Raw genomic sequence first — 26,594 nt, 5'->3', positions numbered from 1 at the left:
CTCACCCCGCGGGTCGATCGGTCGAACGTCCGATCTCCCGTCCGTCCGAGCGGTTCGTAGACTCATCAGTCGAACGCCTCCGCGGGTCGCTTGTTCGCGGCCTTCCAGGCGGGGTAGACCCCGGCGACCAGCGCCGTGAGCACCCCAAATCCGAGCCCGAGCCCGACGTACCGGAGCCCGGCCGGCGTGAACGCCAGCGGGTCGCCGACCAGGAACGCGTTGATGGCCGCGCCGATGCCGAGGGCGATCGGCACGCCGACCGCGCCGCCGAGGATGCCGAGCATCGTCGCCTCGGCCACGAGCAGGCGGACCACGGCTCCCCTCGGGTAGCCCACCGCTCGCATCACGCCGATCTCGCCCTCGCGCTCGATGACGGACATGAGCAGCGTGTTGGCGATGGTGACCGCCGCGACCAGCAGCGAGATCGCCCCCACGCCGATGAGGAACCGGTTGATCGTCTCGAACGACTGCTCGAACTGCTCGCGCTGCTGCTGGACCTGGGAGACGTGGACGTTCCGTCTACGGCCGTTGAACTCCGACTCGATGGCCCGCTCGGCCTCGTCGATCGAGCCCGTGGTGGGGTCGACCTGCACGATCACCTCGCCGTACTCGGCGTCCTCGAACTGTCCGAGCGGGACGAACACCGACTGGTCGGCCGAGAGCGGGTCGACGAACCCCTGGGGTTCGAGCACGGCGGTCACTCGGAACGTCCGCTCGAACCGGTCCTCGACGAGGACCGTCACCTGGTCGCCGGGGTCGATGTCGTTCTCGCCGGCGATCCGCGAGCCGACGACGACCCCCTGCCGCCAGCTCCCCGGGATCGTCCCGTTGGCCGTCCCGTAGAACGCTCCCGGGTCCTCGATACCCTTGACCTGTGCGGTGACGATGGCCTCGCCGGAGGGGGTCCGGACGAGCGAGTCGAACGGCCGGACGACGGGCATGACCGTCGCCCCCTCGGTCGCCCGGCGCATCCGCGCGACCTCCGCGTCCGAGAAGTTCCGGTCCGGGTTCTCCTCGTCCACGTAGACGACGGGGTTGACCGTCGCCGTCCCGCCGAACCCCTCGTAGGCCTCCATCTGGTCCTGCTTGAACGCCTCCCCGCCCGTCCCGATGGCCCCGATCGCCACCACGCCGATGACGACCGCGACGACGGCGAGCGCCGAGCGGGCGGTCGCCCGCGAGACGTTCCGGCGCGCCAGGAGGACCGTCGGCGCGTGGGCGGCGATCCGTCTGACGCCGCTCATCGCCGGTTCCCCGGGGTCGTCGCCGTCGTCGGCCGCGTCGCTGTCGGTCACGGTTCGCCCCCGCCGTCGGCACGTGCCGTCTCGCCGCGGAGTTCGCCGTCGACGAGGTCGACCACGCGGTCGGCCGCCTCCGCGACGTAGTCGTCGTGGGTCACCGTGACGACCGCCACCCCCTCCTCAGTCCGGAGCTCCTCGAACAGGTCGAGGATGCGGTCGCCGGTGTCCCGGTCGAGGTTCCCCGTCGGCTCGTCGGCGAGCACGATCTCGGGGTCGTTGATGAGTGACCGTGCGATGGCGACCCGCTGTTTCTGCCCACCGGAGAGCTCGTCGGGCGCGTGGTCAGTGCGGTCACCCAGGCCGACCCGTTCGAGGAGCTCCGTCGCCCGTTCGCGGGTCTTCCGGGGCGTTCGGTCGAGCATCCGCGGCATCTCGACGTTCTCCAGTGCGGTCAGCGTCGGGATGAGGTAGAAGCTCTGGAAGACGAACCCGATGGTCCGCTTTCGCTCGCGGTTGCGCTCGCCGTCCGAGAGCGTCGCCACGTCCTCGCCGCGGAGCCGGACCTCCCCCTCGGTGGGCACGTCGAGTAACCCGAGGAGGTTCAGGAGCGTCGATTTGCCGCTGCCGGAGGGGCCGACGATGGCGACCGAATCCCCCGGGTCGATCCGGAAGTCGATCCCCTTGAGCGCCCGGATGGTCTGGTCACCGGTCCGGTACTCCTTGACGACGTTCTCGCCGCGGACGATCGGCGTTCCCCTCGGGTTCGCCGCGTTCGGCCCGTTCGCCGCGTTCGGTGCGGTCGGTCCGGTCGATGCAGTCGATGTGGCCGATGCTGTCGACGCGGGCTCCCCGTCCCCGGGTCGCTCGTCGTCGCCGTCGGCGCGGTCCGCCGGTGGATCGTCTGCCGGCACGGTCGGTCACCGCCACTTTCGGTAGCCGACCGCGCCGAGGACGATCACGACGACGAGCCCCACCACGGGGACGACCGGGAACCCGCCGCCGCTCTCGGGGGCGGGTCGGTCGACGACGCGCCGCTCGACGGGGACCTCGGTGGTCGTGGTTCGCTCGACGCCGTCGACGACGTACCGGACCTCGAGCGGGACCGACGAGACGTTCCCGTCGACGCTCGCCCGGAGCGTGAACGAGGAGAAGTCGCTCGCGTCGATGTTCCCGACGAAGTAGTCCGCCGACTCGACCTCGGAGGCGTTCCCGACGGAGGCGACGACGGCCTCGGCCTCGGTGGAGCCGACGTTACCCGCGGTCGCCGAGATCTCGACGGTCCCGCCGGTCGAGACCGCCTCGACGCTCGTCAGGGTCACCTCCGCGGGATTCGGCGGCGCGCCGAACGACGCCTCGAACGTCCGGGTCACCTGGCGGCGAACGCCCTCGTCCGTGTACGCGAGCGTCACGTTCACCGGGTAGGTGCCCGCCGCCTCGACGCTGGCGGGGAAGCTCAGCGTGACCGCCTCGCCGGCCGAGACGTTGGCCCGGACCCGCTCGGTGACCTCGAACTCGGCCTCCTGCGAGGCGGCGACGACCCGCAACTGGCGGACCTCGCGGTCGAGACCGTTGGCGACCGTGACGTTCACCGGTCGGGTCGCGCCCGGCACCGCCTCCCGCACCGAGAGTTCGACCTGCGGCCGCTCGCCGGTAGCGGAGAGCCGGTCGGTCCCGACCGTCACGCGCTCGGAGACGGTCCGGGTCTGTCCGCCCGCGGTCGTGTACCGGAGCGTCGCGTCCAGCGTACTCGAGGCGTTCCGCAGGAACGTGGTGGCGTACGTGAACGACCGCTCGCCGCCGGGTTCGAGGACCGCCGCGATACGCCGGGGGTTCTCGACGTCGACGTTCGAGCCGTTCACGACCAGGCGTACGTCGCGGATCTCCTCGGCCGCGCCGTTGGTCACGTTGACCGAGACCGCCGTCTCGCCGCCGACGCTCGGGTTCTCGGCCTCGACGTTCAGGCCGGGGCCGTCGCCACCGACGACGACGGTCAGGGGGTACTTCCGCTGGACGAACTCGCCGTCGGGCGTCCGCCCGGCCACGAACACCCGGAGGTCCTTCACGCCGGCCTCGTCGAACGCGACCGTCAGCGGGACCGTCAGGCTCCGTCCGCCGGTGACGGTCCCGACGTCCTCGACGCGGGCCTTCTCGCCGGAGCCGCCCTCGGGTCGGACGTACACGTCGGTTATCTCCACGGCTTCCGACTGGTTCGTGGCGCTCCTGACGGTCGTCCGGATCTCCACCAGCTGGCCGGGGGCCGGCTGCTCGGTCGAGACCGTGACGTTGGTGATGGCGATGTCGGACGCGGCCGACGCCGTCCCCGCCGCGAAGGGGGCGACCGCGGCGAGGACCAGCAGGAGGGCGACAATCGACCAGGTCGACTCGGAGCGGGGCGCTGGACGGCCGATCATCTGTACGACTCTGGGGGAGGGGCTTGCTCGGGGACCATCTCGGGCGACGTGTTTCGATAGAGTAACTTATTTCTGTTGATGTCCGATTCCAGAGGTGCCCGGTCACCCGGAGCGGGCCCGCCCCCGATCCTCGGACTGCCGACGTTCGTAACGTATAGGGACCGGTCCTGACAACTCCCGGCTACCCTCATGCCCTCCACGACCACCGACGTCGCCATCGAGGCGACCGACCTCCGGAAGACGTACGGCTCCGAGACCGCGCTCGACGGGGTCTCGCTATCCATCCCTACAGGTACGGTCTACGGCTTCCTCGGGCCGAACGGGGCCGGCAAGACGACGACGATGCGGCTCCTGACCGGCCTCTCGACCCCCACGTCCGGCGAGGCGAGGGTTTCGGGAACGCCCGTCTCCGACCGCCGCGCGCTCGTCTCCCGGGTCGGCTACCTCCCCGAGACGCCGCCGCTGTACGAGGAGTTCAGCGCTCGCGAACAGCTCGAGTACGTCGCCGACCTCCGGGACGTCCCCGGGGGGACGGCCCACGACCGGATCGAGGAGTACCTCGACCGCTTCGAACTGGCCGGGGACGCCGACAAGCGAATCGAGTCCTACTCGAAGGGGATGCGACAGAAGACGGCGTTCGTCCAGAGCGTCCTTCACGAGCCGGACGTCCTGTTCCTCGACGAGCCGACGAGCGGGCTCGATCCCCGGGCCGCACGGACCATCCGCGAGTCGATCACCGGGTTCGCCGAGGCGGGGACGACCGTCTTCCTCTCGACGCACATCCTCCCCGTCGTCGAGGAGGTGGCCGACACGGTCGGCGTGCTGTTCGACGGACGGCTCGTCGCCGAGGGGACGCCCGACGAGGTGAAGGAGCGCGCGGAGACGGGAGCGACGAGCACGCTCGAGGACGCCTTCCTCGCCGTCACCAGCGAGGTCTCTGGCGGATCGACGCCCGGGGCGGACGGATGAGCCTGCGTCACGACCTCCGTCACGGGGGTCGCATCGGCCGCGCCGAGTTCGTCCGGAGCGTGCGACGCTACTCCCGCGACGCCCGGCGACTGCTCGGACTCGCCTTCGCCCTCCTCTTCTTCGGCGGGACGCTCCTGTCCATGCTCCCGGTGTTCTACCTGCTCGGCGGGCGCGTCCGGTCGATCGCCTCGATCCCGTACTTCGATCCGGCGGCGACGCTCCTGCCCGTCGGGCTGGTGCTGCTCGCCGCGCTGCGGACGATGGAGCGGTTCGGGAGCGCCGACGCCGAGGACCTGCTCCTCACGAGCGTCCACCCGCGGGCCGTCGTCGTCGGACTCATCACCGCCGAGGTCTCGCGGCTGCTGCTCTGGTTCGGCGTCCCGCTTGCGGCCCTGGTCGCGGCGTTCGCCCTCGGCCTGGGATCACCGGGCCTCCTCCTCACCGGGGGTGTCGTTATGGTGCCGCTCGTCTGCTGTGCGGCCGTCTGGGGGTACGCCGCCGGGATCGGCGGCCTCCGCGCCCTCCGGCGGCTGCCGACGCTCCGTCGACTGCTCAAGGTGGGCGGCGTCCTCGCGCTCGTCGGCCTCGTCGTCCTCTCGCAGGTCGCCGCCCGGTACCTCGTCGAGGGGGACGTCTCGGTCGAGGCCCTGCTGTCGGTCCTCTCGTTCGCGCCGCTGGTCGAGTACCTCTCCCTCGGGTTCCTCGGCACGCCCGTCTCGGCCGCGGTCACCCCGGACGCGGTGGCCCTCCTCGGGGTGTGGATCGTGCTCACGCCGGTCGGCCTCGCGGCCGCCGAGCGACAGGCCACGGCCCTCTGGTTCACCGACGATCCGGCCCGGGAGGGGGCGACCGCCGAGCGGTCGGCGGCGCGCGGTTCGACCGGGGGGTTCTCGCCGCCGGGGCCGTTCGCGTCGACCAAGGCCGGCCGCATCGCCTGGGGGTACCTCGTCCGGGCCGTCCGACAGCCACAGGAGTTCTCACACCTGCTCATGCTGGTGTTCTTCGCCGGGCCGCTGGGCGGGACGTTCTTCACGGACGCCTCGCGCGAACAGCTCCCGCTGCTCGTCGCGGGGGCGGGCGTGCTGGCCGGGGTGTACCTCTCGGGTGCGACGTTCGGGCTGAACCCCCTCGGCGACGACCGCCCGCAGTTCCCGCTGGTGCTGCTCACCGAGACCGCGCCGCGGACGTTCCTCCGCGGGCGGGTGCTCGCCGGGCTCGCCGTGGGCCTCCCCTTCTCGGCGCTCGTCCCGCTCCTGAGTATCGCCGCCGGGACGCGACCGCTCCACGGGATCGCGTTCGCACTCCTCGGGACTGGACTCGGCCTCCTGGCCGCGCTGTTCGCGCTCGGGCTCGGCTGTGCGTACCCCATCTACGAGGAGCGCGAGCTCTGGGGGACGGAGACGGTCGCCCCCTCGATACTCGTGATGATGGGCTACTCGCTCGTCGTGATCTTCGGGACCCTGATCGGCCTCGTGATCGTCTGGTACGGTCTCGCCGGCGACCTCTCCCCGTCGGGGCTCCTCGGCGTCGGCCTCGGGGTCTACCTCCTCCTGACCGTCGGCGTTCCGGCCCTCTCGTACCGGTACTCGCGCCGACGCTATCGCCGTTACGTCCTCGATTGAGCGGTCGTTCGATGGCGGGCGAGTAGCGTCGACGAGCTCACCACTGCTGGAGGGCGCGTGAGCCGTGGTCCCACGACAGGACGGCGAGGAACGTCCCGACGCCCGAGAGCGCGGCGAGCCCGCCGGCGAAGAACACCCACTCGATGCCGAACTGTCCCATTATCCACCCGCCCGCCAGCGGCGCGAGCACGCTCCCCGGCTTCCAGACGAGCGACCGGACCCCGAAGCTGCTGGCGATCCCCTCGCCCTTCCCCTCGTCCGCGAACAGGGCCATGCTCGCGGGCTCGCGGAACGCGTCCGCGACGCCGAGGAGCCCGTTCAGGAGGACGGCGGCCAGGACGGCACCGGTCACCTCGCCCGCGACCGGGACGGGAACCGCGAACAGACCCTCGAACGCGGACACGAACGGGAAGGCGAGCGCGATCAGCCCGTAGGCTCCGCCGCCGGCGAAGACGAACAGCGCACGGCCGTACCGGTCCGAGAACCGCCCCGTGATCGGCTGACAGAGCATGTTCGTGAACTGCTCGGCCGCGAGGACGGCCCCGACGACGACCGTCCCGTACGCGAGCCCGCCCTGTGCGGCCGAGACCCCGACGAGGATCGGCACCCACTTGCGGACGAGCGAGACGGCGACGGCGTACTGGGCGCGGAAGCTGGTCAGGGTGACGATCCGCCGGTTCAGCGCGAGGTCGGTGAACGCGAACCCCTCCACGGAGGTCTCGTCGCCGTCGACGAACGCCCACACGCTCACCGCCGCGACCACCAGGAGGACCGTCAGGAGCCCGAAGAGGACCGTGAACCCGGTGAGCGCGTAGAGGAGGCCGGCACCGAGCGTGCCCGCGATACCGGCGGCCATCCGGAAGCCGTTGTACCGGCCGATGCGGTTGGCCCGGCTGTCGTCCGGTGCCAGCTCGCCCACCAGCGCGAGGCTCAACAGCCCCGTGCCGGTGAGGCCGAGCCCCTGGAGGACTCGTGCGGCGAGGAACCCGTCGACGGTCGTCACCCCCGCGAAGACGAAGTAGGCCAGCGCGCTCACCACCAGCGCGACGACGAGGACCGTCCCCTTGCTGTACCGGTCGCCGGCCCACCCCAGGGGAACGATCCCGACCGTCCGCGCGACCTCGAGGGCCGTGATGAACAGCCCGATCGTCAGCCCCGTCGCTCCGAGCGCGTCGATGTACGTCGGCAGGAGCGTCAGCACCGTCATGTAGCCGAAACTGGCGGCGAACCGGGTCGTGTAGAGGGAGGAGAACTGCAGCCGGTCGTGTGTGACCTCCATCCGGCTCGGCGGTCCGTCTCGCGGGTAATACGAATTCCGGAACCGAACGTCCGGCGGATCGCGGAACCGCGCCCCTGGCCGCGGTTCGGTACCACCTGACGGGGCAGGAGCAGGGCCACCTCGCACCCGCGACGTGGTCGTGCTACTCACTCCCACAAGCGTCGTTTTGAGCGTCCACTGGCCCTATGTCCTCCCGGGACACACGGAATTCGTACACATGGACCTGGAGGAGTTCACGCGATCGAACGCCCCCGCGGAGGGTGGCGACGGGTTCCAGAAGGAGAACAACAGGCTGCTCGATATCCCGGTCGACGGGACGGTGATGATCAAGGCCGGTTCGATGATCGCCTACACGGGCGAGATCACCTTCACGGGGAAGGCGTCCGCCGAGGGCGGGATCACCGGCTTCATCAAGGAGGCGGTCAGCAGCGAGGGGACCCCGATCATGGAGGCCGAGGGGAACGGACACGTCTACGTCGCCGAGCAGGGCAAGAAGGTCCAGGTGCTCGACCTCGACGAGGGCGAGTCGATCTCGGTCAACGGCAACGACGTCCTCGCGTTCGAATCCGGCGTCGACTACGAGATCAACACCGTCGGTAGCCTCTCGGGGGTCGCCGCCGGCGGGCTGACGAACGTCTACCTCACCGGCCCCGGACAGGTCGCCATCACGACGCACGGCGATCCGCTCGTGATGACGCCGCCGGTCTTCACGGATCCGGACGCGACCGTCGCGTGGAGCACGAACCTCTCGCCGTCGATCGAGACGAACAAGACGATCGAGATCGGCCAGACGTCGGGCGAGGCGCTACAGATGGCGTTCACCGGCTCGGAGGGGTTCGTCGTCGTCCAGCCCAACGAGGAGGGCTCCGTGACCCAGGCCGGAAACCAGTAACGTCGGACAGCGACACGGGCGGCCGCCCCGTCGTTCCGATCCCCTCGGACGTCACGACGTAGAGAACTCCCGGATACGACGAGATCGGCGTTCGAGCGCCGCTTTCGTTCCCGCCGTGGGACCGGAGTGACACCGCTCGGGCGTCCGATAGCGAACCGAATCCGGTCCCGAGCACGACTCCGCTCCCCGCTCGATATCCGGTCAAGTAACAAATACGAGTCGGCGGTATCTCGACCGTGTCCCTCCGCACTCGCCCCCACCCCTTCACCCGCGCCGAGCACCCGGTCGCGACCGAATTCGGGATCGTCACCGCCGCGCTGGTCGGAGTGTACCTGTGGCGGGAACTCGTCGGTGAACTCCTCCCCACGGTGTTCGGTTCGCCGCCGGTGCCGGGTGGCCTGCTCGTCGCCGGACTGGTGAACGGCGGCGTCCTCCTCGCAGGACTCGCCGTGTTCGTCGGCGCGTACGCCGCCCTCCGGGGTATCGATATCGGGCTACGGCTCCCGACCGCGGCCGACCTGCCGGTGGCCGCCCTCGCGATGCTCACGCCCGTCCTCCTCGTCGCGCTCACCAAGCTCGCTGGCCTCGCTACCGGGGTTCCGTACGGCTCGCTGACGAAGACGTCCGTCGCCGCCGATGCGCCGGTGCTACCCGTCCTGTCCGTCGCCGCGCTGGGGCTCGTCCTCGGCGTCCCCGCGCTCGTACTGGTCTGTCAGGTACTCGTCCAGGGAAGTTTCACGGCGGTCGTGGACGCGGACGCGGCGGTCGCCCTGACGACACTGATGACGGGGTTCGTGATGGTGAGTAGCACCGGGCGACTGGCGACGGTCCCCGATCCGGGGAGGCTCGTCGGCGCGGTCGTCCTCGCGCTCTCGCTCGCCGTGGCCCTGTACGCGAGCGACCGGATCGACCGCGACCGGCTCCGGTATCTCGGGTACGTCCCGGTACTGGTGTTCGGCGCGATCGTCGTCCTCTCCGGGGTCGTGGCGATCGAGTCGGTCGCCGGCGGACTGTACGCGGCCACGCAGCTCGCGGTGCTCGGCGTCGCGGCCTACGCCTACGACCGGTCCGGGTCGATCCTCGTTCCCGCCCTCGCGTACGCGGGACTGCTGCTGGCTAACCGGATCGTCGTGGTCGTCTTCGAGGCCGGGATTCGGGGCTGGTAAGCGCCTGGCCGACGTCCACGACCGCGATCAGCGGTCCGTGTGTGTCTGGTACGACACTTCACGGAGAGAGGCGCACTCGCGTCCGGAACACCCGCCTCACGCTCTACCGCGTACCCACCACGCCGACGGTGCTGGCTCGGAGACGACCGCCCCTGGCTGGAGACGTGACCGGCCTGACTCCGAGTCCCGGGCCGCGAAGATTGATGCTTCGACCGGCGTATCTCCGTCCGATATGCAGATCGACCTCACGCTCCCCGTCGAGCCCGGGATGCTGTCGTTCCCCGACTACCCCGCGTTCGAGTCGACGGTCATCCGGACGTACGAGCGGGACGGCCACCTCTCCCACGAGTTCACCGCGACGACGCACTCGGGGACCCACATCGACGCCCCCGCACACTACATCGACGGCACGGCCACCGTCGACGAGCTACCGCTGGAGACGCTCGTCGGCCCGGCCACGGTACTCGACCTGCGCTCGTACCGCGGCGAGCCGATCTCGCGGGCGGTCCTCGACGAGGTCTCCCCGTCGCTCGACCCCGGGGCGCGTCTCGTCCTCGTCACGGGCGACGTCGACGCGCTCCCGCCCGACGGGTCGTTCTTCGAGGCGGCGTCGGTCCTGACCGAGGACGCGGCGGACTGGCTCGTCGAGCGCGAGGTGTCGCTCGTCGCCAACGACTTCCTGACCGAGGGGCTCGACGATCCGGAGCGACCGGTCCACCACACGATCCTCGGTGCCGGCGTCCCGGTCGTCGAGTACCTCTGCAACACCGACGGGATCGCCGACGAGGAGACGGTGGAGCTGACCTGCCTCCCCCTGCCGCTCGTGGGGCTGGAGGCCTCCCCTGCCCGGGTCGTCGCGGAACGGGTCTGACCCGGACCGGCGGACGGTCCCGCGCCCCCGACAGGTCGTTCCCCCACCCACCGATGCGGTTATCGTGACGATGGCTGTCTCACCGTCATGGAGTACACCACCCTCGGTGGCACCGGCATGAGCGTCAGCGAGATCGGTCTCGGCTGTAACACCCTCGGGCTCGACTCCAGCGAGCGGTGGGACTGGACGGTCGACGAGGCACGGAGCAGGGCGATCGTCGACCGGGCGATCGACCTCGGGATCAACTTCTTCGATACGGCCAACAGCTACTCCTGGGGCGACTCCGAGCGCGTCCTCGGTTACGCTCTCGGCGAGTACGACCGCGACGAGCTCGTCGTCGCCACCAAGGTGTACAACGACGCCTCGGCCGACCCGCACCCGAACTCCTCCGGGCTCTCCCGGAAGACGATCGAGCAGGAGCTCGCGAACAGCCTCGACCGGCTCGACATGGACCACGTCGACCTCTACCAGATCCACCGATGGGACGACGACACGCCGATCGAGGTCACCGTCCGGGCGCTGACCGACGCGGTCCGGCGGGGCGACGCGACGTACGTCGGCGCGAGTTCGATGTGGGCCTACCAGTTCGCTTCGGCCCTGGACGCCGGTCGCGCCCCCGGCCTCGAACCGTTCGCGACGATGCAGAACCACTACAACCTCGTCTACCGGGAGGAGGAGCGCGAGATGCTCCCGCTCTGTCTCGACGACGACGTCGGGGTGATACCCTGGGCACCGCTGGCCGGTGGGTTCCTCGCACGACCACACGAGGAGATACACTCGACCACCCGTGGGGAGACGAGTTCGAGCCTGCGGCGTCGGCCGTACCGGGAGAACGGGGGTATCGAGATCAACGAGCGCGTCGAGGAACTCGCCGGGGAGAAGGGGGTGTCGATGGCACAGATCGCCATCGCGTGGCTACTCCACAAGGAGTGGGTCGACGTCCCCATCGTCGGCGCGACGAGGATCGAGCACCTCGAAGATATCGTCGAAGCGACCGAGATCTCGCTCTCCGAGGGCGACCTCGCGTACCTCGAAGAGCCCTACGAGCCCGTCCGGATCTCCGGCCACGAGTGAGCCGAGTGGACCGCGGCAGGGGAGTCCTCCCCGACTGGAATCGGTAACGCACCGGATCCCGCCCGATCGGTGGATACGACCCGACCGGCCGTCGGGCTACCACGTGGTGCGACCGGCACGCCGAGCGAAGCGTTCGGAGCAGAGCGTTCCTGAGACCGGTCGGTCGTTCGCCGCTCGCGCCAGCGGTGTCGGACCGCTCGCCGACATCCGTTCGACGACCGGCACGTAGAGGGACGGGAGGAGCGTGTACCGTTCGAATGGCCCCTCGCCCTCCAAGTGGCCCAGTAGCTCCTCCTGCCCCTGCGGGATCGAGGGACTGGAGCGTGACGAATCGTGTCGGCCTGCTCCGAGTCCCCGGCTCGGGGGTCAGTCATCGTCCGTCGACTCGTCAGTCGTCCTCGGTGACCTCGGCGAACAGCGCCTGGGCGTCGCCGACGTTCACGGTCCCGTCGTCGTTGAAGTCGTACAGCTCGCCGTTGATCCGAATCGCCGCGGATTCACGGTTCTCGTACAGGGCCTGGGCGTCACCCACGTTTACGCTGCCGTCCCCGTTGACGTCCTCGTAGAGCCCGTCGCCGTCCGGGTCCTGGGAGGGGTTGCCGTCCCCGTTGACGTCCGGCAGGACCGCGACGCCGTCGGCGAGACTCTCCCGTAACGCGATCCAACCTCCACCGCCGAGGAGGTAGCCGCCGTCGTCCAGGTCGTAGAGGTGTTCGATGTCGGTGGGGGCGTAGAGCGGCCGTTCCCACTCTTTCGTCCCGTCCGCGTTCACCTTCAGCACGGATTCGGTCCCGAAGAGGACGTAGCCGTCCGGCTCCGCGTGCGCGACCGTGTAGGCCTGCTCGTACTCCCGCCACCACCGCCTCGTCCCGTCGTCCCGGAGCATATTCAGGACGTAGTTTTCCCTGTAGGAACTCCATCCTGCGACGAGGAAGCCGTCTTCGCCCGCCAGAACCTGCTCGGGGAGGTTCGTGGATTCGGACTCCTTCGTCCACTGTATCGTCCCCTCGCTGGTCACTCTGATCAGCCGAGGGTCGTACAGCGCGGCAACGAGGATGGAGTCCTCGTCGGTCACGTAGATATCGGCGTATTCGGTGAACTCGAGGTTCCACTCGATCGATCCGCTCTCGTCGATCTTGACCAACCAGAGGCTGTGATACCTCCTAACTTCGATCAGATACCCGCTATTCGCCCTGTAAACGCGGTTGGCGCTCTGACCGTACGCCTGCCGGCTACCGAGGAGGGTCTTCGCGAGCTCCCACGTCACTTCGCCGTCCCCGCTTACTTTCGCTACCCAACTCACGTCCCAGTCGTCGTCTATTCTTGTGCTACCCGCGAACAGGAAACCGTTCGATCCTGCCTCGATGACCGAACTGATCCTCCTGTCCATGCCTTCGTCCCCGTAGGATCGCTTCCATTGGGATGACCCGTCCCGTCCCAGGCGTACGAGCTCGTGATCGAAGGCGATCAGGTATCCCCCGCCGTTCGCCTCACTGACCGGGAGTAGATCGTTCAGGTTCGTCTCGTAGGACTCCTCCCATTCCTTCTCGCCCGCCGAGCCCAATTTCTTCACGCTCGTGTCGTCGTAGACGACCAGACAGCCGCCGCCGTTCGCCTCGGTGTCCGGGAGCAGGTCGTCGAGCCCGTGGTCGAAGAACCGATTCCACCCCGACTGTTGCTGTATCCCGAGCCCCCGACTCCCGTTGGCTTTCCGTTCTCCCTGTCGGTTCGGCGCCCCACCATCGGTGCCCCTCTCATCGGCGCTCACGACCCCGAAAGCACGAAGAAGATTGCTAACAGCTTCGCCGTCTTTCACCCGATCCGCTACGTCACTGCCGGCGAGACTAACACCTGCACTCGCGCCTCCGAGGGTCCGGAGAACCCGTCTCCGACCGACGGACTTAAAAGTATCTCTCGGTGCCATTTTGGTGTTGGACCGTAGTAGTGAATTTACTTAGTAGCTGTCCCGGGTCCCAGGCCCCTCGTCCGATGGTTCGGATCTCTTCCACATCAGTGAAATCCAGCTTCCGCCGTGAATCTCTCCCCTTCCTGGAACGGGGCTGATCCGGGAGTCCTCGCCCACCGCTTCCCCCGATCGGTCAGTTATCGTCCGTGACCTCGGAGAACAGCGCCTGGGCGTCGCCGACGTTCACTGCCCCGTCGTTGTTGAAGTCGTATCGCCGTCTCTTGATCCGAACCGCCGGGGAATTGCGGTTGTTGTACAGGGCCTGGGCGTCACCGACGTTCACGCTCCCATCGCCGTTGACGTCCTCGAAGCGGCCATCCCCGTCCGGGTCCTGTGAGGGGTTGCCGTCCCCGTTGACGTCCGGCAGGACCGCGACGCCGCCGGCGAGGTTCTCCCGTAGCGCGATCCAGCTCGGGCCCTCGCCACCGCCGAGGAGGTAGCCACCGCCGTCCAGATTGGACAGATAATCCATGGCGGTGGGAACATCGCGCGGCCGCTCCCACTCCGTCGTCCCGTCCGGGTTCACCTTCAGCACGGAGTTGGGACCGAAGAGGACGTAGCCGTCCGGCTCCGCGTGCGCGACCATATAGGCCCGGTCGTACGTTCGCCACCACCGCCTCGTCCCGTCGTCCCGATGCATCTCCAGGAGCTTCTGTATCCCCATCCTCACGACGAGGATCCCGTTTTCGCCCTCCAGAATCTGATCGGGGGTGTTCTGCGTGTCGTACTCGTTCGTCCACTGTATCGTGCCCTCGGCGGTTACGCTGAGCAAACGAGGGTCCTCCAGCTCGACCACGAGGATGGAGCCCTCGTCCGTTACGTAGATCTCGGAATACTCGTCGAACTCGGTGTTCCACTCGATCGCCCCGGATTCGTCGATCTTGACCAGCCACTGGCTGCGATACCGTCCGACCTCTATCAGGTACCCGCCCCCGTTCGCCCCGTGTACATCGGAGGCAGTCTGACCGTTATACTGCCGACTACCGAGGAGGCTCTGCTCGAGTTCCCACGTTACCGTGCCGTCCTCGCTTATCTTCGCTACCCAGCTCACGCCGGGTCCGCTATCTATCTTCGTGTTGCCCACGAAGACGAACTCCCCCGACCCCGCCTCGGTAACGGAGTAGATCCCTCTACCCACGCCCTCCTCCCCGTAGGTTTGCCGCCACTGTGTCGATCCGTCTTGCCCCAGGCGCACGAGTTCGTGCTCGAAGGCGATCAGGTATCCTCCACCGTTCTCCTCGCTCACCGGGATCAGATCACGCAGGCGGGTCCCGTACGACTCCTCCCACCCCTTCCCGCCCTGCGAGTCGAATCTCTTCACGCTCTCCTCGTCGTCGTAGACGACCAGGCAGCCACCGCCGTTCGCCTCGGTGTCCGGGATCAGGTCGTCGAGCCCGTGGTTGAAGAACCGATTCCACCCCGTCTGCTGCTGTATCCCGAGCTCCTGGCTTCCGTCGGCCGTCTGTCCTACGTGCTGGTCCGTCACTCCGCTATCGGCGGCCCGATCGTCGGTACTCACGACCCCGAGAGCGTGGAGGAAACTACTGACAGAATTATTGTCTTCAACTTTATCTGTCAGTCCTTTGCTGCCGAGACCGATACCGGCACTCGCTCCACCGAGGGCCCGAAGGACCCGTCTTCGACCGACGGACATCAACTTATCTTTACGTGTCATTTTTCCGTAATAGATGGTACCGTAGAATACACTTAGTGCTTGCCCTGGCGCGCGCGCCGGCCCTCCATCGGTGGGTTCTCCACCCTTCCAGGCGGCCCGGGAGCACCGCTCTGCGCCCGTACGGTCGAGGAACGAGAGCGCGACGAACCGTTTCGACTCGTTCTGGTCCTCCGCTTGGTGCCCCCGACTGCTGTCTCATCAGCCGGGTGGTTCCGCGTCGCAAACCCGTCGCTTCAGAACGGAGCCGATCCACGGTTCGTCGGTCATCCCGTCGCCGACTCGTCAGTCGTCCTCGGTGACCTCGGCGAACAGCGCCTGGGCGTCGCCGACGTTCACAGTTTCGTCGTTGTTGAAGTCGTACAGCTCGCCGTTGATCTGGATCGCCCCCGAATCGCGGTTGTTGTACAGGGCCTGTGCGTCGCCCACGTCTACGCTGCTGTCCCCGTTGACATCCTCGTAGAGCCCGTCGTCGTCCGGATCCTGTGAGGGGTTGCCGTCCCCGTTGACGTCCGGCAAGACCGCGATGCCGTCGCCGAGGTTCTCCCGTAGCGCGATCCAACCCCCACCGCCGAGGAGGTAGCCGCCGTCGTCCAGGTGGTAGAGGTGTTCGATGTCGGTGGGGGCGTAGAGCGGCCGTTCCCACTCCGTCGTCCCGTCCGCGTCTATCTTGATCACGGTGTCGGTCCCGAAGAGGACGTAGCCGCCCCCCTCTGCGTGCGTTACCGTATAGCGCTGATCGTACGTTCGCCACCACCGCCGCGTCCCGTCATCGCGGAGCATCTCCAAGATGTTCTCGCTCCCCCATCTCGCGACGAGGAACCCGTTTTCACCCTCTAGGACCTGGTCGGGAAGGTTTGTGGAGCTATACTCCCTCGCCCACTTTATCGTGCCCTCGGCGGTTATTCTGGTCAGACCAGGGCCATACACCTCGGACACGAGGATCGAGTCCTCGTCCGTCACGAAGAACTCGGAAGCTTCGTTGAATTCACGGTTCCACTCAATAGTCCCCGTTTCATCGATCCTGACTAGCCCGACGCGGTGATATCGCCCGACCCGTATCAGATACCTGCCATCCCCCATCCTGTAAACGTCCGTAGCGGTCTCACCGTACCCACCCTGAACATCACCGAGGAGGCCCTTCCTGAGTTGCCACGTTATCGTGCCTTCCTCACTTATTTTCGCCACCCAGCTCACATCAGCACCGCTGTAGGTTTCCGGTATGTCTACCGAGCCCACGAACAGAAATCCGCCCGATCCCGCCTCGACGGACCTGATTCTCCTCTCCATGTCCGCGCTTCCGTAGGTTTGCCGCCACTGTGTCGACCCGTCTGGTCCCAGGCGTACGAGTTCGTGATGAAGGCGATCAGGTACCCACCGCCATTCGCCTTACTGACTGGGATCAGGTCGTTCAGATACGTTTCGTACGATCTCTCCCATCTCGTCCCACCTTCCGAATCGAATTTCTTCACGCTCTCCCCGTCACCGCGCGCGCCGTACACGACCAGGCATCCGCCGCCGTTCGCCTCCATGTCCGGGATCAGGTTCTCTAGGCCGTGCTCGAAGAACTGGTTCCATCCGGCCTGCTGCTGTATCCCGAGCTCCCGACTTCCATTAGCTTCCCGCTCTCCCCGTCGGTTCGCCACGCCCCCACCGTCGGTTTCTTCGCTCCCACCCGCTACTCCCTGGCTGACGAGGCTAACACCAGCACCCACTCCCCCGAGGGTACGGAGAATCCGTCTCCGCCCAACGGGATTAAAATTTTCTTTTGATGTCATTTATTTCGTACTAGATCGTATTAGAGTGATCACTTAGTGCTTCTCCCGGGATGCGCAGGCCCTCCGCTCCGAGCCGACGCCCCCGATCACACGGAGAACTGGGCCGAGTGTAGCGTCTCACCGTCCTCCCGGGCGAGGAGGGTCTCGCGGATCATCGGGTGTCGACGAAGCGGGAGCGAGATACGGGGAGATCGTCCCGTCGCTGCGGCTATCGGGGACGGGATCCGTGAAACACTCCGGCGAGAAGCAGGAGAACGCAGTCGGGGGATCCGGCGATCGGATCTACCTCGGGGCTCCGATCAGCGTCAGTTCGCGCGGTCGATGTCGGATCCCGTGGTTCGACCGGTTCTCAGAGCCCGATTCCGACCGGCGCACTGACCGAGGCGGCGGTCGATTCGTCGGGCGTGACGTCGACGGTCAGGACCTCTTCTTCGCCGGGCTGGAGGCTGACCGTCATCGAGTCTTTGAGCTCCTGCTCGTCGGCGTGCTCGGCGTCCCAGCTGGTCGTGCCGTCGGGGAACTCGTAGCCGACGTACGAGAGGGTGAGCCCCTCACAGTCCCCCGCATCGGAGACCGAGACGGCGACCTGGGACTCCCCAGTGGTGTTGTCGAAGCTCAGCCAGCTGTAGGTCACTTCACAGCCGTCGGCCTGGTAGGTCCGGGTCATCGGCGAGCCGGCCCCACCGCCCTGGCTCTCGTCCTCGGAGATGGTGAGAGCCATGATGAACCGGTCCTGCCTGTGGTAGGTGTCACCCGCCTCGGGATCCAGCTGCTGGATCGGTTCACCCTCGACGAGGTCGATCTGGAAGTAGTCGGGCTCCTCCGGCTCGGGTGTCGGGGTCGGCGTGGCCGGTTCCGGAGTGGGCGTCGGCGTGGCCGGCTCGGGCGTCGGCGTGGCCGGCTCGGGCGTCGGCGTGGCCGGCTCGGGCGTCGGCGTGGCCGGTTCCGGAGTGGGCGTGCCACCCGACTGGACGGAGAGCGCGGCACTGGCGGTACCGGTCACGTCGTAGCCGGTCCCCCCCTCGTCGAACAGGAGTATCTCGTTGTTGCCATCGGCGGGCTCGATCGAGAGACTGGTGTCACCGATCGACTGCCCCTCGACGGTCACCTCGATGATCGGGAAGGACCCGCTATCCATGGTGTCACGGAAGGCGTAGTCGATGTCGACCCGCGAGCCGTCCTCGGCGATGTCGACGTTCTCGCCTCCCGCTCCGAACACGGTCGCGTCAGTGATGGTAGCCACACCCGGGTCCGTGACGGCGATGCCGATCTCGGCGGCACCGACGCCGCCGTCGGCGCTGTCCACGACGATCTCGTACGTCGTGGTCTGATCCGGCTGTACGTTCGCACTACTCGGATCGAGCCGCAGCGTCGTCTCCGGCTCCGTCTCCGGCTCGGGTGTCGCGGTCGGCGTTGCAGTCGGTGTCGCGGTCGGCGTTGCAGTCGGCGTTGCAGTCGGTGTCGCGGTCGGCGTTGCAGTCGGCGTTGCAGTCGGTGTCGCGGTCGGCGTTGCAGTCGGTGTCGCGGTCGGCGTTGCAGTCGGTGTCGCGGTCGGCGTCGACGCGCCGGCACCGACTGTGAGGCTCGCGCCGTTCGAGCCGGTCACGTCGTAGCCGGTCCCGCCCTCGTCGAACAGGAGCACCTCGCCGTTGGATCCGGCGGGCTCGAGCGAGAGCCCCGTCGCGCCGTCGGCCTGCCCCTCGACGGTCACCTCGATGATCGGGACGGTGCCGGTGTCGGCGGTATCCCGGAAGGCGTAAAAGACGTCGGCCGAGCCGTTGTCCTCGGCGACGGTCACGTCCGCGTTTCCAGCACCGAGGACCTCTACCCCGGTGATCGTGGCGACGGACGGATCGTCGACGGCGATGCCGATCTCGGCGGCACCGACGCCGCCGTCGGCGTTGTCGACGACGACGGTGAACGTCGTGGTCCCGCCGACCTCGACGCTCTCTTCGCCCGGTGTGATACTGACCGTCGTCCCCCCGGCTGCCAGCACGACGGTGCCGGCGACGACCGAGAGCGCGAGTAGCCCCGCGACGACCACGGTGATCGAGATCTGTGCTCGTGGCGTGTTTGTTTCACGTACCATGGATTTTACATCGATCTATCGAACTGTCAACACACGTCTCTTGGCGGGACCGGTGACTTAATATTTTGGTTACTGAATTCTGATATTATATATTCTGCCACACAGAAGTAGTGGCCGGGGACGTCACCCCGAAGGCTGGTGAAACACCGGGGGCCGTGTCTCTCGAATGTCTTTTCGAAGCTCAAAACCCATATATTAGTGTCTTATTCGAGCGTTCGCCGCCTGCCGCTATCGATGCCAACGTCGACACGATTAGTGCACACACTCGGGACGGACTCTTCGGGCTGGGCATCAGCCTCCTTCGACGGCCACCTCGAAGAGGCGATCAGGGGAGTCGTGATCCTCGATCACGAGTGGCGCTCCCACCGTTCACGCCAGCGACGTTCGATCGTTCGCCGACATCCGTTCGACGACCGGCACGTAGAGGAACGAGAGGAGCGTGTACAGTTCGAACTGATTCTCCGCCCTGGCCAGGTGGTCCCGGTAGCACCGCTCCACACCCGCGCGGCCGAGGAACGGCAGCACGTCGAGCAGGTCCGCCCGCGCTGCGAGCGTCAGCGAGATCGGGGCTCCCCGGTACGACGACCCTTTCCGGGATCGGCCTCGCCCCCGCGTTTCAAGACGGGCCGGCGTTCAATATCGTGCCGTATGGCCTCGCCAGCGCCCCGGGCCGAACGGAGCGCCCCCTCGAAGAGCAGCGCACGGTCCTCCCCGTACGGTCGGTCGAACGCGACCGGCCGCGGGAGCTTCGGAACGACCGATCGGTCGCTCGTCAGGGATGGGATCCGGACCGAGCCGCCATGATCGGCCTCGACGGGGATCGACTGCTGGACCTGTTCGGGATCGTGCTGGTCCTCGCGATCGTCGGCGCGCTCGCGCTCATCGGGCTCGGCGTCACCTCGGCCCCGCAGGAGTCGACCGGCCCGCCCGAGACCGACTGGACGCTCACGCGGGTCAACGAGAGTCACGTCCGCGTCTCGCACGCCGGCGGCGAACCGGTCCGGACCGATCGACTCACCGTGGCTATCGACGGACAGCCCCGGCGCGTGCAGTGGACGGCGGCGATGCTCACCGACGGCGACTCCGGTACCGTCCGCGCGGGCGAAGGGGTCAGGGTGACGCTCATCTGGCAGCGCTCGGAGGCCGATCGGCGGATACTGGAACGGTGGTCGCTCTGAACCGGTAGCCGATGGGTTCGTCCGAGCGGGACTCCCGCGGACACCTCCTGGACTCTCGACCATCGGGAGTTCGCGAACCGATCCGTGGTCGGGGGGTCGCGCCGACCGCCCACAACCCGTTCGCCGGGGGCCGAGTTCTCGAGGACGAACCGCTCCGGACGATCGGCGACCGGTACGGGAAGACGCCGGCGCAGGTCGCGCTCCGATGGCTCGTCCAAGAGCTGGTCGCGGTGATCCCGAAGGCGTTCACCGCGGCCCACTCGGACCGATAGCGATGCACCTAAGCGAGACCCTCGGGTTCGGGGTGTCGTGAGCGGGCGAACCGGTGGCCGGAGCGAGGCCCTCTTCAGTGGCTACTCGGGTCGCATCCTCCTCGTGCTGACGAGCGGTGAACTGCTCATCTCGATCGGTGCACTGATCCTCCCGCCGCTCCTGCCGACCATCACCGGTGATCTCGGTATCACCCCGTCACAGGCCGGCGCGGTGATGACCGTCTGGTGGCTGGCCGTGGCCCTTCACAACTACCCGGGCGGCCGACTGGCCGATCGCCTCTCCCAGAAGACGATCCTCGTCGCCGGATCGTTCATCGCGATCGTGGGGCTGGTCGTGCTCTCGACCGCGTTCACGTACGCCGTGCTCCTGATCGGCGTCGCGGTTCTGGGCATCGGTCGGGGGCTGTTCCAGCCGGCCGCCATAACGCAGCTGTCGAACCTCTTCGTCGACCGACGCGGTCAGGCGCTCGGCATCCGCAACGCCGCGTTCACCGTGGGCGGCACGTTCGCCGGCGGGGTCGCCGTGGTGATCCTCGCGCTCGCCGACTGGCGGGCCGCGTTCGTCCCCATCGCGGTCGGTCTCCTCACGATCACCGGACTCGTGCACGTCTGGAACCGTCAGCCGTACGAGCTCCGACGGGTCCCGCTCGGAATCCGCGATACCGGCCGCCGCCTGACCGCCGTCGACGAACTCAGGTGGCTCGTCGTCGCCCTCTCGGTCTACGGGTTCGCCTGGAACGGGGCGACTACCTTCCTGCCGACGTACCTCCAGGTCAGCAAGGGGTTGCCCGCGTCGACGGCGAGCATCGCCTTCTCGGGTGTCTTCCTCGTCGGTGCGGCGACCCAGCCCCTCGCTGGACTGCTGGGCGATCGGATCGGCCACCTCAGATCGGCCGCGATCGCGACCGTCGCCTGCTCGATCGGCATCGGGGCGCTCCTCCTGGCGTCGAACACGGTGCTCGTCGGGGGCGGGCTCCTCGTGTTCGGAGCCGGACTGGCCGCGTTCTGGCCGGTCGTGACCGCCCACGGCATGGGGACCCTCCCCGACGATAGCCGAGGGGGGGACTGGGGGGCGATCACCACCGTCTTCATCGCGACCGAGAGTCTGGGCTCGGCGGTCGCCGGGTTCGTCGCCGAGCAGACCTCCTACGACGTCGCGTACGCGATGCTGTTCGTCTGCTTTCTCTCGACCGCCGGCATCGTGGGCTGGCTCGCCTCCGACGGGTAGCGTCTCGTTCGCCACCACCACACCGGGGACCGTCTCCTGCGTCGTGTCTCGGGCGGTCCGGCCCCAGACCAGTGGACCGTTCTCCGGTGGGCTCTCTCGACGGAACACTGGCCGTCCCGTCCCCTGGTAACCCGTCGCGTCGGGGCTACGTCGAGCCGACAGATCGAGCAGAATACTTAGGTGCGTGTAGTGGGGCCAACACGCATGCCCATCGGTTCCGGTGATCGATCCGTTCAGGCCGCAAACAGCCTCGCGGAGCACACGAAACAGCTCTGCTCGGGCGTGTTCGTGGTCGGCCGAAATCCCTACGGGTTCGTCCAGCACGACCTGCGAACGATCGATCACTACCACGACTGGGACGCGACCTCCGTGGACGTCGACTTCGACGATCGGACCGTCACCCTTGCCGACGACCGGGGGAACGAGCGAACGGCCGTCTACCACCCATCGCAGGGGTGTACGCTCCTCCCCGAGGACGGTTCCGGGGTCTCGTTCGAGCCGACCGCCGTCTCCCCGGACCTGGAGGAGCCACACGAGCAGGAGTGGCCGATGGGCGACGTCGGTGCCGTGGCCCACGACCCCGACTCGGTCGACACGGATCGGCTCTCGACCGTCCTCGACCGGGCCACGAGCGACCCACCCTCGCACGCGATGCCGCCGGGGACCCGCGCCCTCGTCGTCCTCAGGGACGGGAAGGTCGTCGGTGAGCGATACGCCTCCGGGTTCAACGAGCGGACCCGACACGTGAGCTGGTCGATGGGCAAGAGCGTCACTTCGGCGCTGATCGGCGTCCTCGTCGAGGAGGGGCAGTTCGACGTCGACGATCCCGCGCCGATCGAGGAGTGGGAGGGCGACGACCGCCGCGAGATCAGGATCGCCGACCTCCTCCGTATGAGTAGCGGGCTGGAGTTCCGACGTTCCAGGGACGAGGCCGAGGTCCCCCACTTCATGCCGGAGGACCACCACCACCGACCGTACTTCGACTCGATCGACGTGTTCGACTTCGCTTCGAGCCGGCCGCTCGAACACGAGCCGAACACTGTCTGGCGATACCGGAACTGCGATCCGCTGAGCCTCGGACGGATCATCCGCGAGACGGTCGAGTCGACCGGGCGCTCGTACCTCGAGTTCCCACAGCGCGCCCTCTACGACCGGATCGGCGTCCGGGACATGGTCCACGAACCCGACCGCAACGGGAACTTCGTCATGTCCGGGTTCAACTACGGAACGGCCCGCGACTGGGCCCGGTTCGGACTCCTCCACCTGTGGGAGGGCGAGTGGCTCGGCGAGCGGATCCTCCCCGAGGACTGGATCGACTTCGTCACGACCCCCGCCCCGGCGGATTCGGAGGGTGGGTACGGCGGGCAGTTCTGGCTGAACCGGGACCACGAGCTCCCGGAGGTCCCCGAGGACGCCTACAGCGCACGGGGGTACAGGGGACAGCTGACGATGATCGTCCCCTCGATGGACACGGTTATCGTCCGGCTGGGTCACACCCCCACCGTCCACTTCGAGGAGTTCAACACGCTGATTCGGGAGATACTCGACTGTGTGGACGCCTGAGACGCGCCACGGGGTGAACCCGCTCCCCGAGTGTACGCGCGGTACGCCCGCCCGATCCGCCGGGCGACTCACGGGAGATCCGCCGCCGTGGTTCCGAGGTCACGCCGTCCGCACGACACACTCACGCGGGGTCCGAGTCGGTTGGCAGACCGTGCGTCCCGGCGTCAGCAGGGTCCGGTGACCCGTCGGCGAGGGACCGTCTCTCTACTCTCGGAGGGTCGGAACTAAGCCGCCGGTGCCGCATCGGGAGGCATGGAGATCACGGACGTCACCGTACACGTCGTATCGCTCCCCGAGATCGAGGACGTCGCCGACGGCTCCCAGGACGCCGCGATCGTCGAGGTCGAGACCGACGAGGGGCTCATCGGCGTCGGCGAGATCGCCGGCGCGCCGCCGGTCGTCGCGAAGGCGATCGTCGAGGCGGGCATGTCGAGTTCGAACGCGAGCGGCCTCCGGCGCGTCCTCGTCGGCCGTGACCCGTTCGACGTCGAGGCGATCTGGAACGAGCTGTACGACCGGACCTACGCCTACGGCCGTCGCGGTGCCGCGATCGCCGCTATCAGCGGAGTCGACACGGCGCTGTGGGACATCAAGGGCAAGGCGACCGGCCAGCCCGTCCACCGGCTGCTCGGCGGCAAGCACCACGACTCGGTCCGGGCCTACGCGAGCACGCTGTTCCCCGAGGACCCCGAGGACACCGACCACATGCGCCGGGAGGCCGAGGACGCCCTGGAGAAGGGGTTCACGGCGATCAAGTACGGCTGGGGGGCGATCACGGAGGACCACGAGACGGATCGGGCGCTGCTGCGTGCGGCCCGCGAGACGCTCGGCGAGGACGTCGATCTGATGGTCGACATCGGGATGGCCTGGGGGAACGACGTCAAGCGCGCGGTCAAGGAGACGACGGCGCTCGACGAGGCCTTCGACCTCTACTGGGTCGAGGAGCCCGTCTACGCCGACAATCTCGACGCTTACGCGCGGATCAGCGACGCGTCCCGAACGCGGATCGTCGGCGGCGAGCGGGAGTACACACAGTACGGGTTCGACTCGTTCATCGACCGTGGCGATCCCGACGGCGTCCAGCCCGACGTCGCCATCGCCGGGGGGATCACCCAGATGGACAAGGTCGCCACCCTGGCGAAGAACGCGGGGATCCCGATCTATCCGCACGGATACTCGACCGACGTCATCATCGCCGCGAACCTCCACGTGATCGCGGCGAACGAGAACGCGCCGCTGCTGGAGTACTGCGTCGAGGACTCCCCGCTCCGGTGGGAGCTCGTCGAGGAGTCGTTCGAACTGGTCGACGGCGAGGTGCCGATACCCGATCGCCCGGGCCTCGGGATCACGCTCGACCGGGACGCCCTCGCGGAGTACGCCGTCGAGCCCTGGACCGACTGGTGAGCCGCGTCGGAACGGAGGACTCGAGTCGGGGTCGCGTGGGCCGCCCCCGTAGCCGCTGTTCCGCTACTGGTTGAGGTCCGCCCGCCGCCGGTCCTCCTTGTACGGCGTGTTGGCGACCGTCGCCCGGACCTCCTTCCGGACGTGATCCTCGACCGTCGGGCTCTCCGGGTTCCTCCCCTCCCCCCACAGGACGGTGACCTCCGTCCCGACGTCGCTGTGCTCGACGTCGATCGTACACAGCGAGAGCATCTCCCGGAAGTAGTAGCTGTACCCGCGCATCGTCGCGACGCCGACGTCCTCGCCGTCTTTCAGTACTCTATCGGCGATCATCGCCCGCTTCTGCTGGTGGGGCATCTCCATGTACTTGAACGTCTCCCCCTCCCGGAACAGGGACGCGTACACGTCGATCACGTCCTCCTCGTTCCACTCCAGCGTGGCCAGCACGCGCTGTGGGTCGTCGGCCTCGGATTCGAGCGCCTCCCGGCCGACGAAGTCGTGGTCGAACTTCGTGTACCGGTCCCACCCCAGCTCGACCGGCGTCCGGTACCAGGCGCTGATGTCGTCGGCGTCGAAGCTCCCCTCGACGGCGTGTGTGATGAGATCCCGCGTCTGGTGCTCGCGGAGGAACGCCCGGTAGTCGGCCATCCCCTCGCCGAAGATAGCGGAGACGAAGTCCCGGACCCGCGAGGGGATCCCGGCCTCGAGCTGGTTGATCGAGGAGGTCCCCGAACTCAGCCGCCGGATACCGTACTCCTCGCCGGCCTCCAGGATGGCGTCCCACACTTCCTCGCCGTGCTCGCCGGGGCCGTGGAGCTCGAACCCGACTTCCCCGGACATTCCGAACCTGACGGCCGTCACGTCGACGCCGGCGATCTCGATCGGCCCCGAGCGCATGAACCCGACGTCGCGGAGCGAGTGGTCCGCGAGCGCGTCGAGCACGTGCAGCGAGTTCGGGCCCTGGATACCGTAGTTGAACGTATCGCGGAACTCGCAGGTCGCGTCGTAGTCGCCGATAGCGAGGTTGTAGGCGGTCCAGTAACAGGGCACGCCGTGGACGACGAACTCCTCCTCGCCCTCGCGGACCAGGACTCCCTCGGCGACGACGTTCGCGTCCTCGTCACACTGGACGAGGTGTTTGCCCCCGCCGACGGGGTAGTCCGCGAACGAGTTGATGCTCAGGTCGGCCAGGAGGTCGATCGCGTCCGGCCCCTCGAGCTTGAGGTTGGCGAACGTCGACCAGCTCCCCACGTAGCAGGTCTCCTTCCACGAGAGCTGTTCGTCGATCCAGTTCGTGTACTGGCTGGGACGGCGGGCGCTGAAGTCCTCCCGCCGGTTCACCCGGCGCATCGCCGTCACGACGTCCTCCCCTCCGAACTCCGAATCCGGGTCCGATTCCATGGCGTCCCGACAGGACTGGCTCGTATTAAGCCTGTTCCTAAACGGGGGTATGAGGGACTCTACGTCTATATTTCGGTGATTTGGCGGACGCTCGTGTTCCCCTCCCGGCCGCTCCCCGGGTCGTCGATACGACCGTCCGTATCAGTCCTCGCGGTCCGCCGCGTCCAGCAGTATCACGCTACAGCCGAGCAGCGCGCAGTTTTTCAGGAAGTTGATCTTGTTCTCCTGCCGCTCCTTCCCCTCCATCGTCCAGAAGTTGTGGATGAACGGCGTCGTCCCGAGGAAGAACACGACGAGAGCACCGGCGGAGGCCCGCGGGTACTTCCAGAGGACGATCCCCAGGTTCGCCACGAGGAGCATCCCCGTGACGAACGGGACGAGGACCTCGGGGACGGGCACACCGCTCCCCTCGGCGATCTCGACCCGCTTCTCGTTGTTCCTGAACCCGTCGAGCGCCATGTAGGCGAGGACGCCGCCGAACAGGAGTCGCCCGAGCCTCGATGGAGCGTCGTTCGACATGG

Annotated in this window: 22 protein-coding genes; 11 read left to right on the top strand and 11 right to left on the bottom strand. The window is 67.8% G+C overall.

The window, feature by feature from the left end; all coding sequences use genetic code 11:
* Positions 1-65: 65 nt before the first annotated feature.
* From WDJ58_RS21895 to WDJ58_RS21885, 3 genes are all read right to left on the bottom strand, one after another.
* Positions 66-1,295, bottom strand: a complete 1,230-nt coding sequence (locus WDJ58_RS21895) for an ABC transporter permease (protein ID WP_338915436.1) — start codon at positions 1,293-1,295, stop codon at positions 66-68.
* A complete protein-coding gene (locus WDJ58_RS21890) occupies positions 1,292-1,987 on the bottom strand; it encodes an ABC transporter ATP-binding protein (RefSeq protein WP_338917890.1) in 696 nt (231 codons plus the stop codon). The genes WDJ58_RS21895 and WDJ58_RS21890 overlap by 4 nt, the downstream gene beginning before the upstream one ends.
* A 171-nt stretch (positions 1,988-2,158) precedes the next feature.
* Positions 2,159-3,652: a hypothetical protein gene (locus WDJ58_RS21885; protein WP_338915435.1), complete on the bottom strand. Its 1,494-nt coding sequence runs from the start codon at positions 3,650-3,652 to the stop codon at positions 2,159-2,161.
* Positions 3,653-3,841: 189 nt separating this feature from the next.
* Between WDJ58_RS21885 and WDJ58_RS21880 the strand changes: the two genes are divergently transcribed.
* Positions 3,842-4,621 carry an ABC transporter ATP-binding protein gene (locus WDJ58_RS21880; RefSeq protein ID WP_338915434.1) on the top strand — a complete coding sequence of 260 codons (780 nt, stop codon included), beginning with the start codon at positions 3,842-3,844 and terminating at the stop codon, positions 4,619-4,621.
* A complete protein-coding gene (locus tag WDJ58_RS21875; RefSeq protein WP_338915433.1) occupies positions 4,618-6,243 on the top strand; it encodes a hypothetical protein in 1,626 nt (541 codons plus the stop codon). The genes WDJ58_RS21880 and WDJ58_RS21875 overlap by 4 nt, the downstream gene beginning before the upstream one ends.
* A gap of 37 nt (positions 6,244-6,280) precedes the next feature.
* Here WDJ58_RS21875 and WDJ58_RS21870 read toward each other — a convergent pair whose 3' ends face one another.
* The gene (locus WDJ58_RS21870) at positions 6,281-7,522 is read right to left on the bottom strand and encodes an MFS transporter (protein WP_338915432.1); all 1,242 of its coding nucleotides are present in this window, start codon (positions 7,520-7,522) and stop codon (positions 6,281-6,283) included.
* Positions 7,523-7,739: 217 nt separating this feature from the next.
* Here WDJ58_RS21870 and WDJ58_RS21865 point away from each other — a divergent pair, with 217 nt between their 5' ends.
* The 4 genes from WDJ58_RS21865 (at position 7,740) to WDJ58_RS21850 (ending at position 11,525) form a co-directional block, all read left to right on the top strand.
* Positions 7,740-8,414, top strand: a complete 675-nt coding sequence (locus WDJ58_RS21865; RefSeq protein WP_338915431.1) for an AIM24 family protein — start codon at positions 7,740-7,742, stop codon at positions 8,412-8,414.
* 236 nt (positions 8,415-8,650) lie between these two features.
* Positions 8,651-9,580, top strand: a complete 930-nt coding sequence (locus tag WDJ58_RS21860; RefSeq protein ID WP_338915430.1) for a hypothetical protein — start codon at positions 8,651-8,653, stop codon at positions 9,578-9,580.
* Positions 9,581-9,812: 232 nt separating this feature from the next.
* The gene (locus WDJ58_RS21855; RefSeq protein WP_338915429.1) at positions 9,813-10,451 is read left to right on the top strand and encodes a cyclase family protein; all 639 of its coding nucleotides are present in this window, start codon (positions 9,813-9,815) and stop codon (positions 10,449-10,451) included.
* A gap of 87 nt (positions 10,452-10,538) precedes the next feature.
* Positions 10,539-11,525, top strand: a complete 987-nt coding sequence (locus WDJ58_RS21850; protein WP_338915428.1) for an aldo/keto reductase — start codon at positions 10,539-10,541, stop codon at positions 11,523-11,525.
* A gap of 388 nt (positions 11,526-11,913) precedes the next feature.
* Here WDJ58_RS21850 and WDJ58_RS21845 read toward each other — a convergent pair whose 3' ends face one another.
* From WDJ58_RS21845 to WDJ58_RS21825, 5 genes are all read right to left on the bottom strand, one after another.
* A complete protein-coding gene (locus WDJ58_RS21845) occupies positions 11,914-13,293 on the bottom strand; it encodes a dockerin type I repeat-containing protein (protein WP_338915427.1) in 1,380 nt (459 codons plus the stop codon).
* Between the two features lie 331 nt (positions 13,294-13,624).
* Complete coding sequence (locus WDJ58_RS21840) at positions 13,625-15,010, bottom strand: dockerin type I repeat-containing protein (protein WP_338915426.1); 1,386 nt, start codon at positions 15,008-15,010, stop codon at positions 13,625-13,627.
* 438 nt (positions 15,011-15,448) lie between these two features.
* Positions 15,449-16,453, bottom strand: a complete 1,005-nt coding sequence (locus tag WDJ58_RS21835; protein WP_338915425.1) for a dockerin type I domain-containing protein — start codon at positions 16,451-16,453, stop codon at positions 15,449-15,451.
* Positions 16,454-17,290: 837 nt separating this feature from the next.
* Entirely contained in the window at positions 17,291-19,030 is a 1,740-nt protein-coding gene (locus WDJ58_RS21830; protein ID WP_338915424.1) for a hypothetical protein, read from the bottom strand.
* Positions 19,031-19,399: 369 nt separating this feature from the next.
* Entirely contained in the window at positions 19,400-19,555 is a 156-nt protein-coding gene (locus WDJ58_RS21825) for a hypothetical protein (protein ID WP_338915423.1), read from the bottom strand.
* 275 nt (positions 19,556-19,830) lie between these two features.
* Between WDJ58_RS21825 and WDJ58_RS21820 the strand changes: the two genes are divergently transcribed.
* The 5 genes from WDJ58_RS21820 to WDJ58_RS21800 all read left to right on the top strand — a co-directional run bounded on the left by WDJ58_RS21820 (position 19,831) and on the right by WDJ58_RS21800 (position 24,675).
* Complete coding sequence (locus WDJ58_RS21820; RefSeq protein ID WP_338915422.1) at positions 19,831-20,208, top strand: hypothetical protein; 378 nt, start codon at positions 19,831-19,833, stop codon at positions 20,206-20,208.
* Positions 20,209-20,219: 11 nt separating this feature from the next.
* Positions 20,220-20,480: a hypothetical protein gene (locus WDJ58_RS26445; protein WP_380661468.1), complete on the top strand. Its 261-nt coding sequence runs from the start codon at positions 20,220-20,222 to the stop codon at positions 20,478-20,480.
* 37 nt (positions 20,481-20,517) lie between these two features.
* On the top strand, positions 20,518-21,708 hold the full coding sequence (locus WDJ58_RS21810) for an MFS transporter (protein WP_338915421.1): 1,191 nt from the start codon (positions 20,518-20,520) through the stop codon (positions 21,706-21,708).
* A 204-nt stretch (positions 21,709-21,912) separates the two neighbouring features.
* Positions 21,913-23,271: a serine hydrolase domain-containing protein gene (locus tag WDJ58_RS21805; protein ID WP_338915420.1), complete on the top strand. Its 1,359-nt coding sequence runs from the start codon at positions 21,913-21,915 to the stop codon at positions 23,269-23,271.
* A gap of 252 nt (positions 23,272-23,523) precedes the next feature.
* Complete coding sequence (locus tag WDJ58_RS21800; protein WP_338915419.1) at positions 23,524-24,675, top strand: mandelate racemase/muconate lactonizing enzyme family protein; 1,152 nt, start codon at positions 23,524-23,526, stop codon at positions 24,673-24,675.
* A 63-nt stretch (positions 24,676-24,738) separates the two neighbouring features.
* Here the strand turns inward: WDJ58_RS21800 and WDJ58_RS21795 are convergent, their stop codons facing one another.
* The gene (locus WDJ58_RS21795; RefSeq protein WP_338915418.1) at positions 24,739-26,073 is read right to left on the bottom strand and encodes an aminomethyl transferase family protein; all 1,335 of its coding nucleotides are present in this window, start codon (positions 26,071-26,073) and stop codon (positions 24,739-24,741) included.
* A 141-nt stretch (positions 26,074-26,214) separates the two neighbouring features.
* Positions 26,215-26,592 (bottom strand): DoxX family protein, encoded by a 378-nt coding sequence (locus tag WDJ58_RS21790; protein WP_338915417.1) that lies wholly within the window; start codon positions 26,590-26,592, stop codon positions 26,215-26,217.
* Between the last annotated feature and the right edge of the window lie 2 nt (positions 26,593-26,594).

It is taken from the genome of Salinirubellus litoreus (assembly GCF_037335815.1).
Taxonomy (GTDB): Archaea; Halobacteriota; Halobacteria; order Halobacteriales; family Haloarculaceae; genus Salinirubellus; species Salinirubellus litoreus.
The sequence above is the reverse complement of the archived record's forward strand: the minus strand, read 5'-3'. Positions and strand labels throughout refer to the sequence as shown.

Excerpts from the sequence above, each read along its gene's own strand:
- WDJ58_RS21870 (WP_338915432.1), bottom strand. The coding sequence starts at position 7,522 with ATGGAGGTCACACACGACCGGCTGCAGTTCTCCTCCCTCTACACGACC.
- WDJ58_RS21885 (WP_338915435.1), bottom strand. The coding sequence starts at position 3,652 with ATGATCGGCCGTCCAGCGCCCCGCTCCGAGTCGACCTGGTCGATTGTC.
- WDJ58_RS21790 (WP_338915417.1), bottom strand. The coding sequence starts at position 26,592 with ATGTCGAACGACGCTCCATCGAGGCTCGGGCGACTCCTGTTCGGCGGC.
- WDJ58_RS21800 (WP_338915419.1), top strand. The coding sequence starts at position 23,524 with ATGGAGATCACGGACGTCACCGTACACGTCGTATCGCTCCCCGAGATC.
- WDJ58_RS21880 (WP_338915434.1), top strand. The coding sequence starts at position 3,842 with ATGCCCTCCACGACCACCGACGTCGCCATCGAGGCGACCGACCTCCGG.
- WDJ58_RS21795 (WP_338915418.1), bottom strand. The coding sequence starts at position 26,073 with ATGGAATCGGACCCGGATTCGGAGTTCGGAGGGGAGGACGTCGTGACG.
- WDJ58_RS21850 (WP_338915428.1), top strand. The coding sequence starts at position 10,539 with ATGGAGTACACCACCCTCGGTGGCACCGGCATGAGCGTCAGCGAGATC.
- WDJ58_RS21875 (WP_338915433.1), top strand. The coding sequence starts at position 4,618 with ATGAGCCTGCGTCACGACCTCCGTCACGGGGGTCGCATCGGCCGCGCC.
- WDJ58_RS21835 (WP_338915425.1), bottom strand. The coding sequence starts at position 16,453 with ATGGAGAGGAGAATCAGGTCCGTCGAGGCGGGATCGGGCGGATTTCTG.
- WDJ58_RS21820 (WP_338915422.1), top strand. The coding sequence starts at position 19,831 with ATGATCGGCCTCGACGGGGATCGACTGCTGGACCTGTTCGGGATCGTG.
- WDJ58_RS26445 (WP_380661468.1), top strand. The coding sequence starts at position 20,220 with ATGGGTTCGTCCGAGCGGGACTCCCGCGGACACCTCCTGGACTCTCGA.
- WDJ58_RS21830 (WP_338915424.1), bottom strand. The coding sequence starts at position 19,030 with ATGGTACGTGAAACAAACACGCCACGAGCACAGATCTCGATCACCGTG.
- WDJ58_RS21855 (WP_338915429.1), top strand. The coding sequence starts at position 9,813 with ATGCAGATCGACCTCACGCTCCCCGTCGAGCCCGGGATGCTGTCGTTC.
- WDJ58_RS21805 (WP_338915420.1), top strand. The coding sequence starts at position 21,913 with ATGCCCATCGGTTCCGGTGATCGATCCGTTCAGGCCGCAAACAGCCTC.
- WDJ58_RS21865 (WP_338915431.1), top strand. The coding sequence starts at position 7,740 with ATGGACCTGGAGGAGTTCACGCGATCGAACGCCCCCGCGGAGGGTGGC.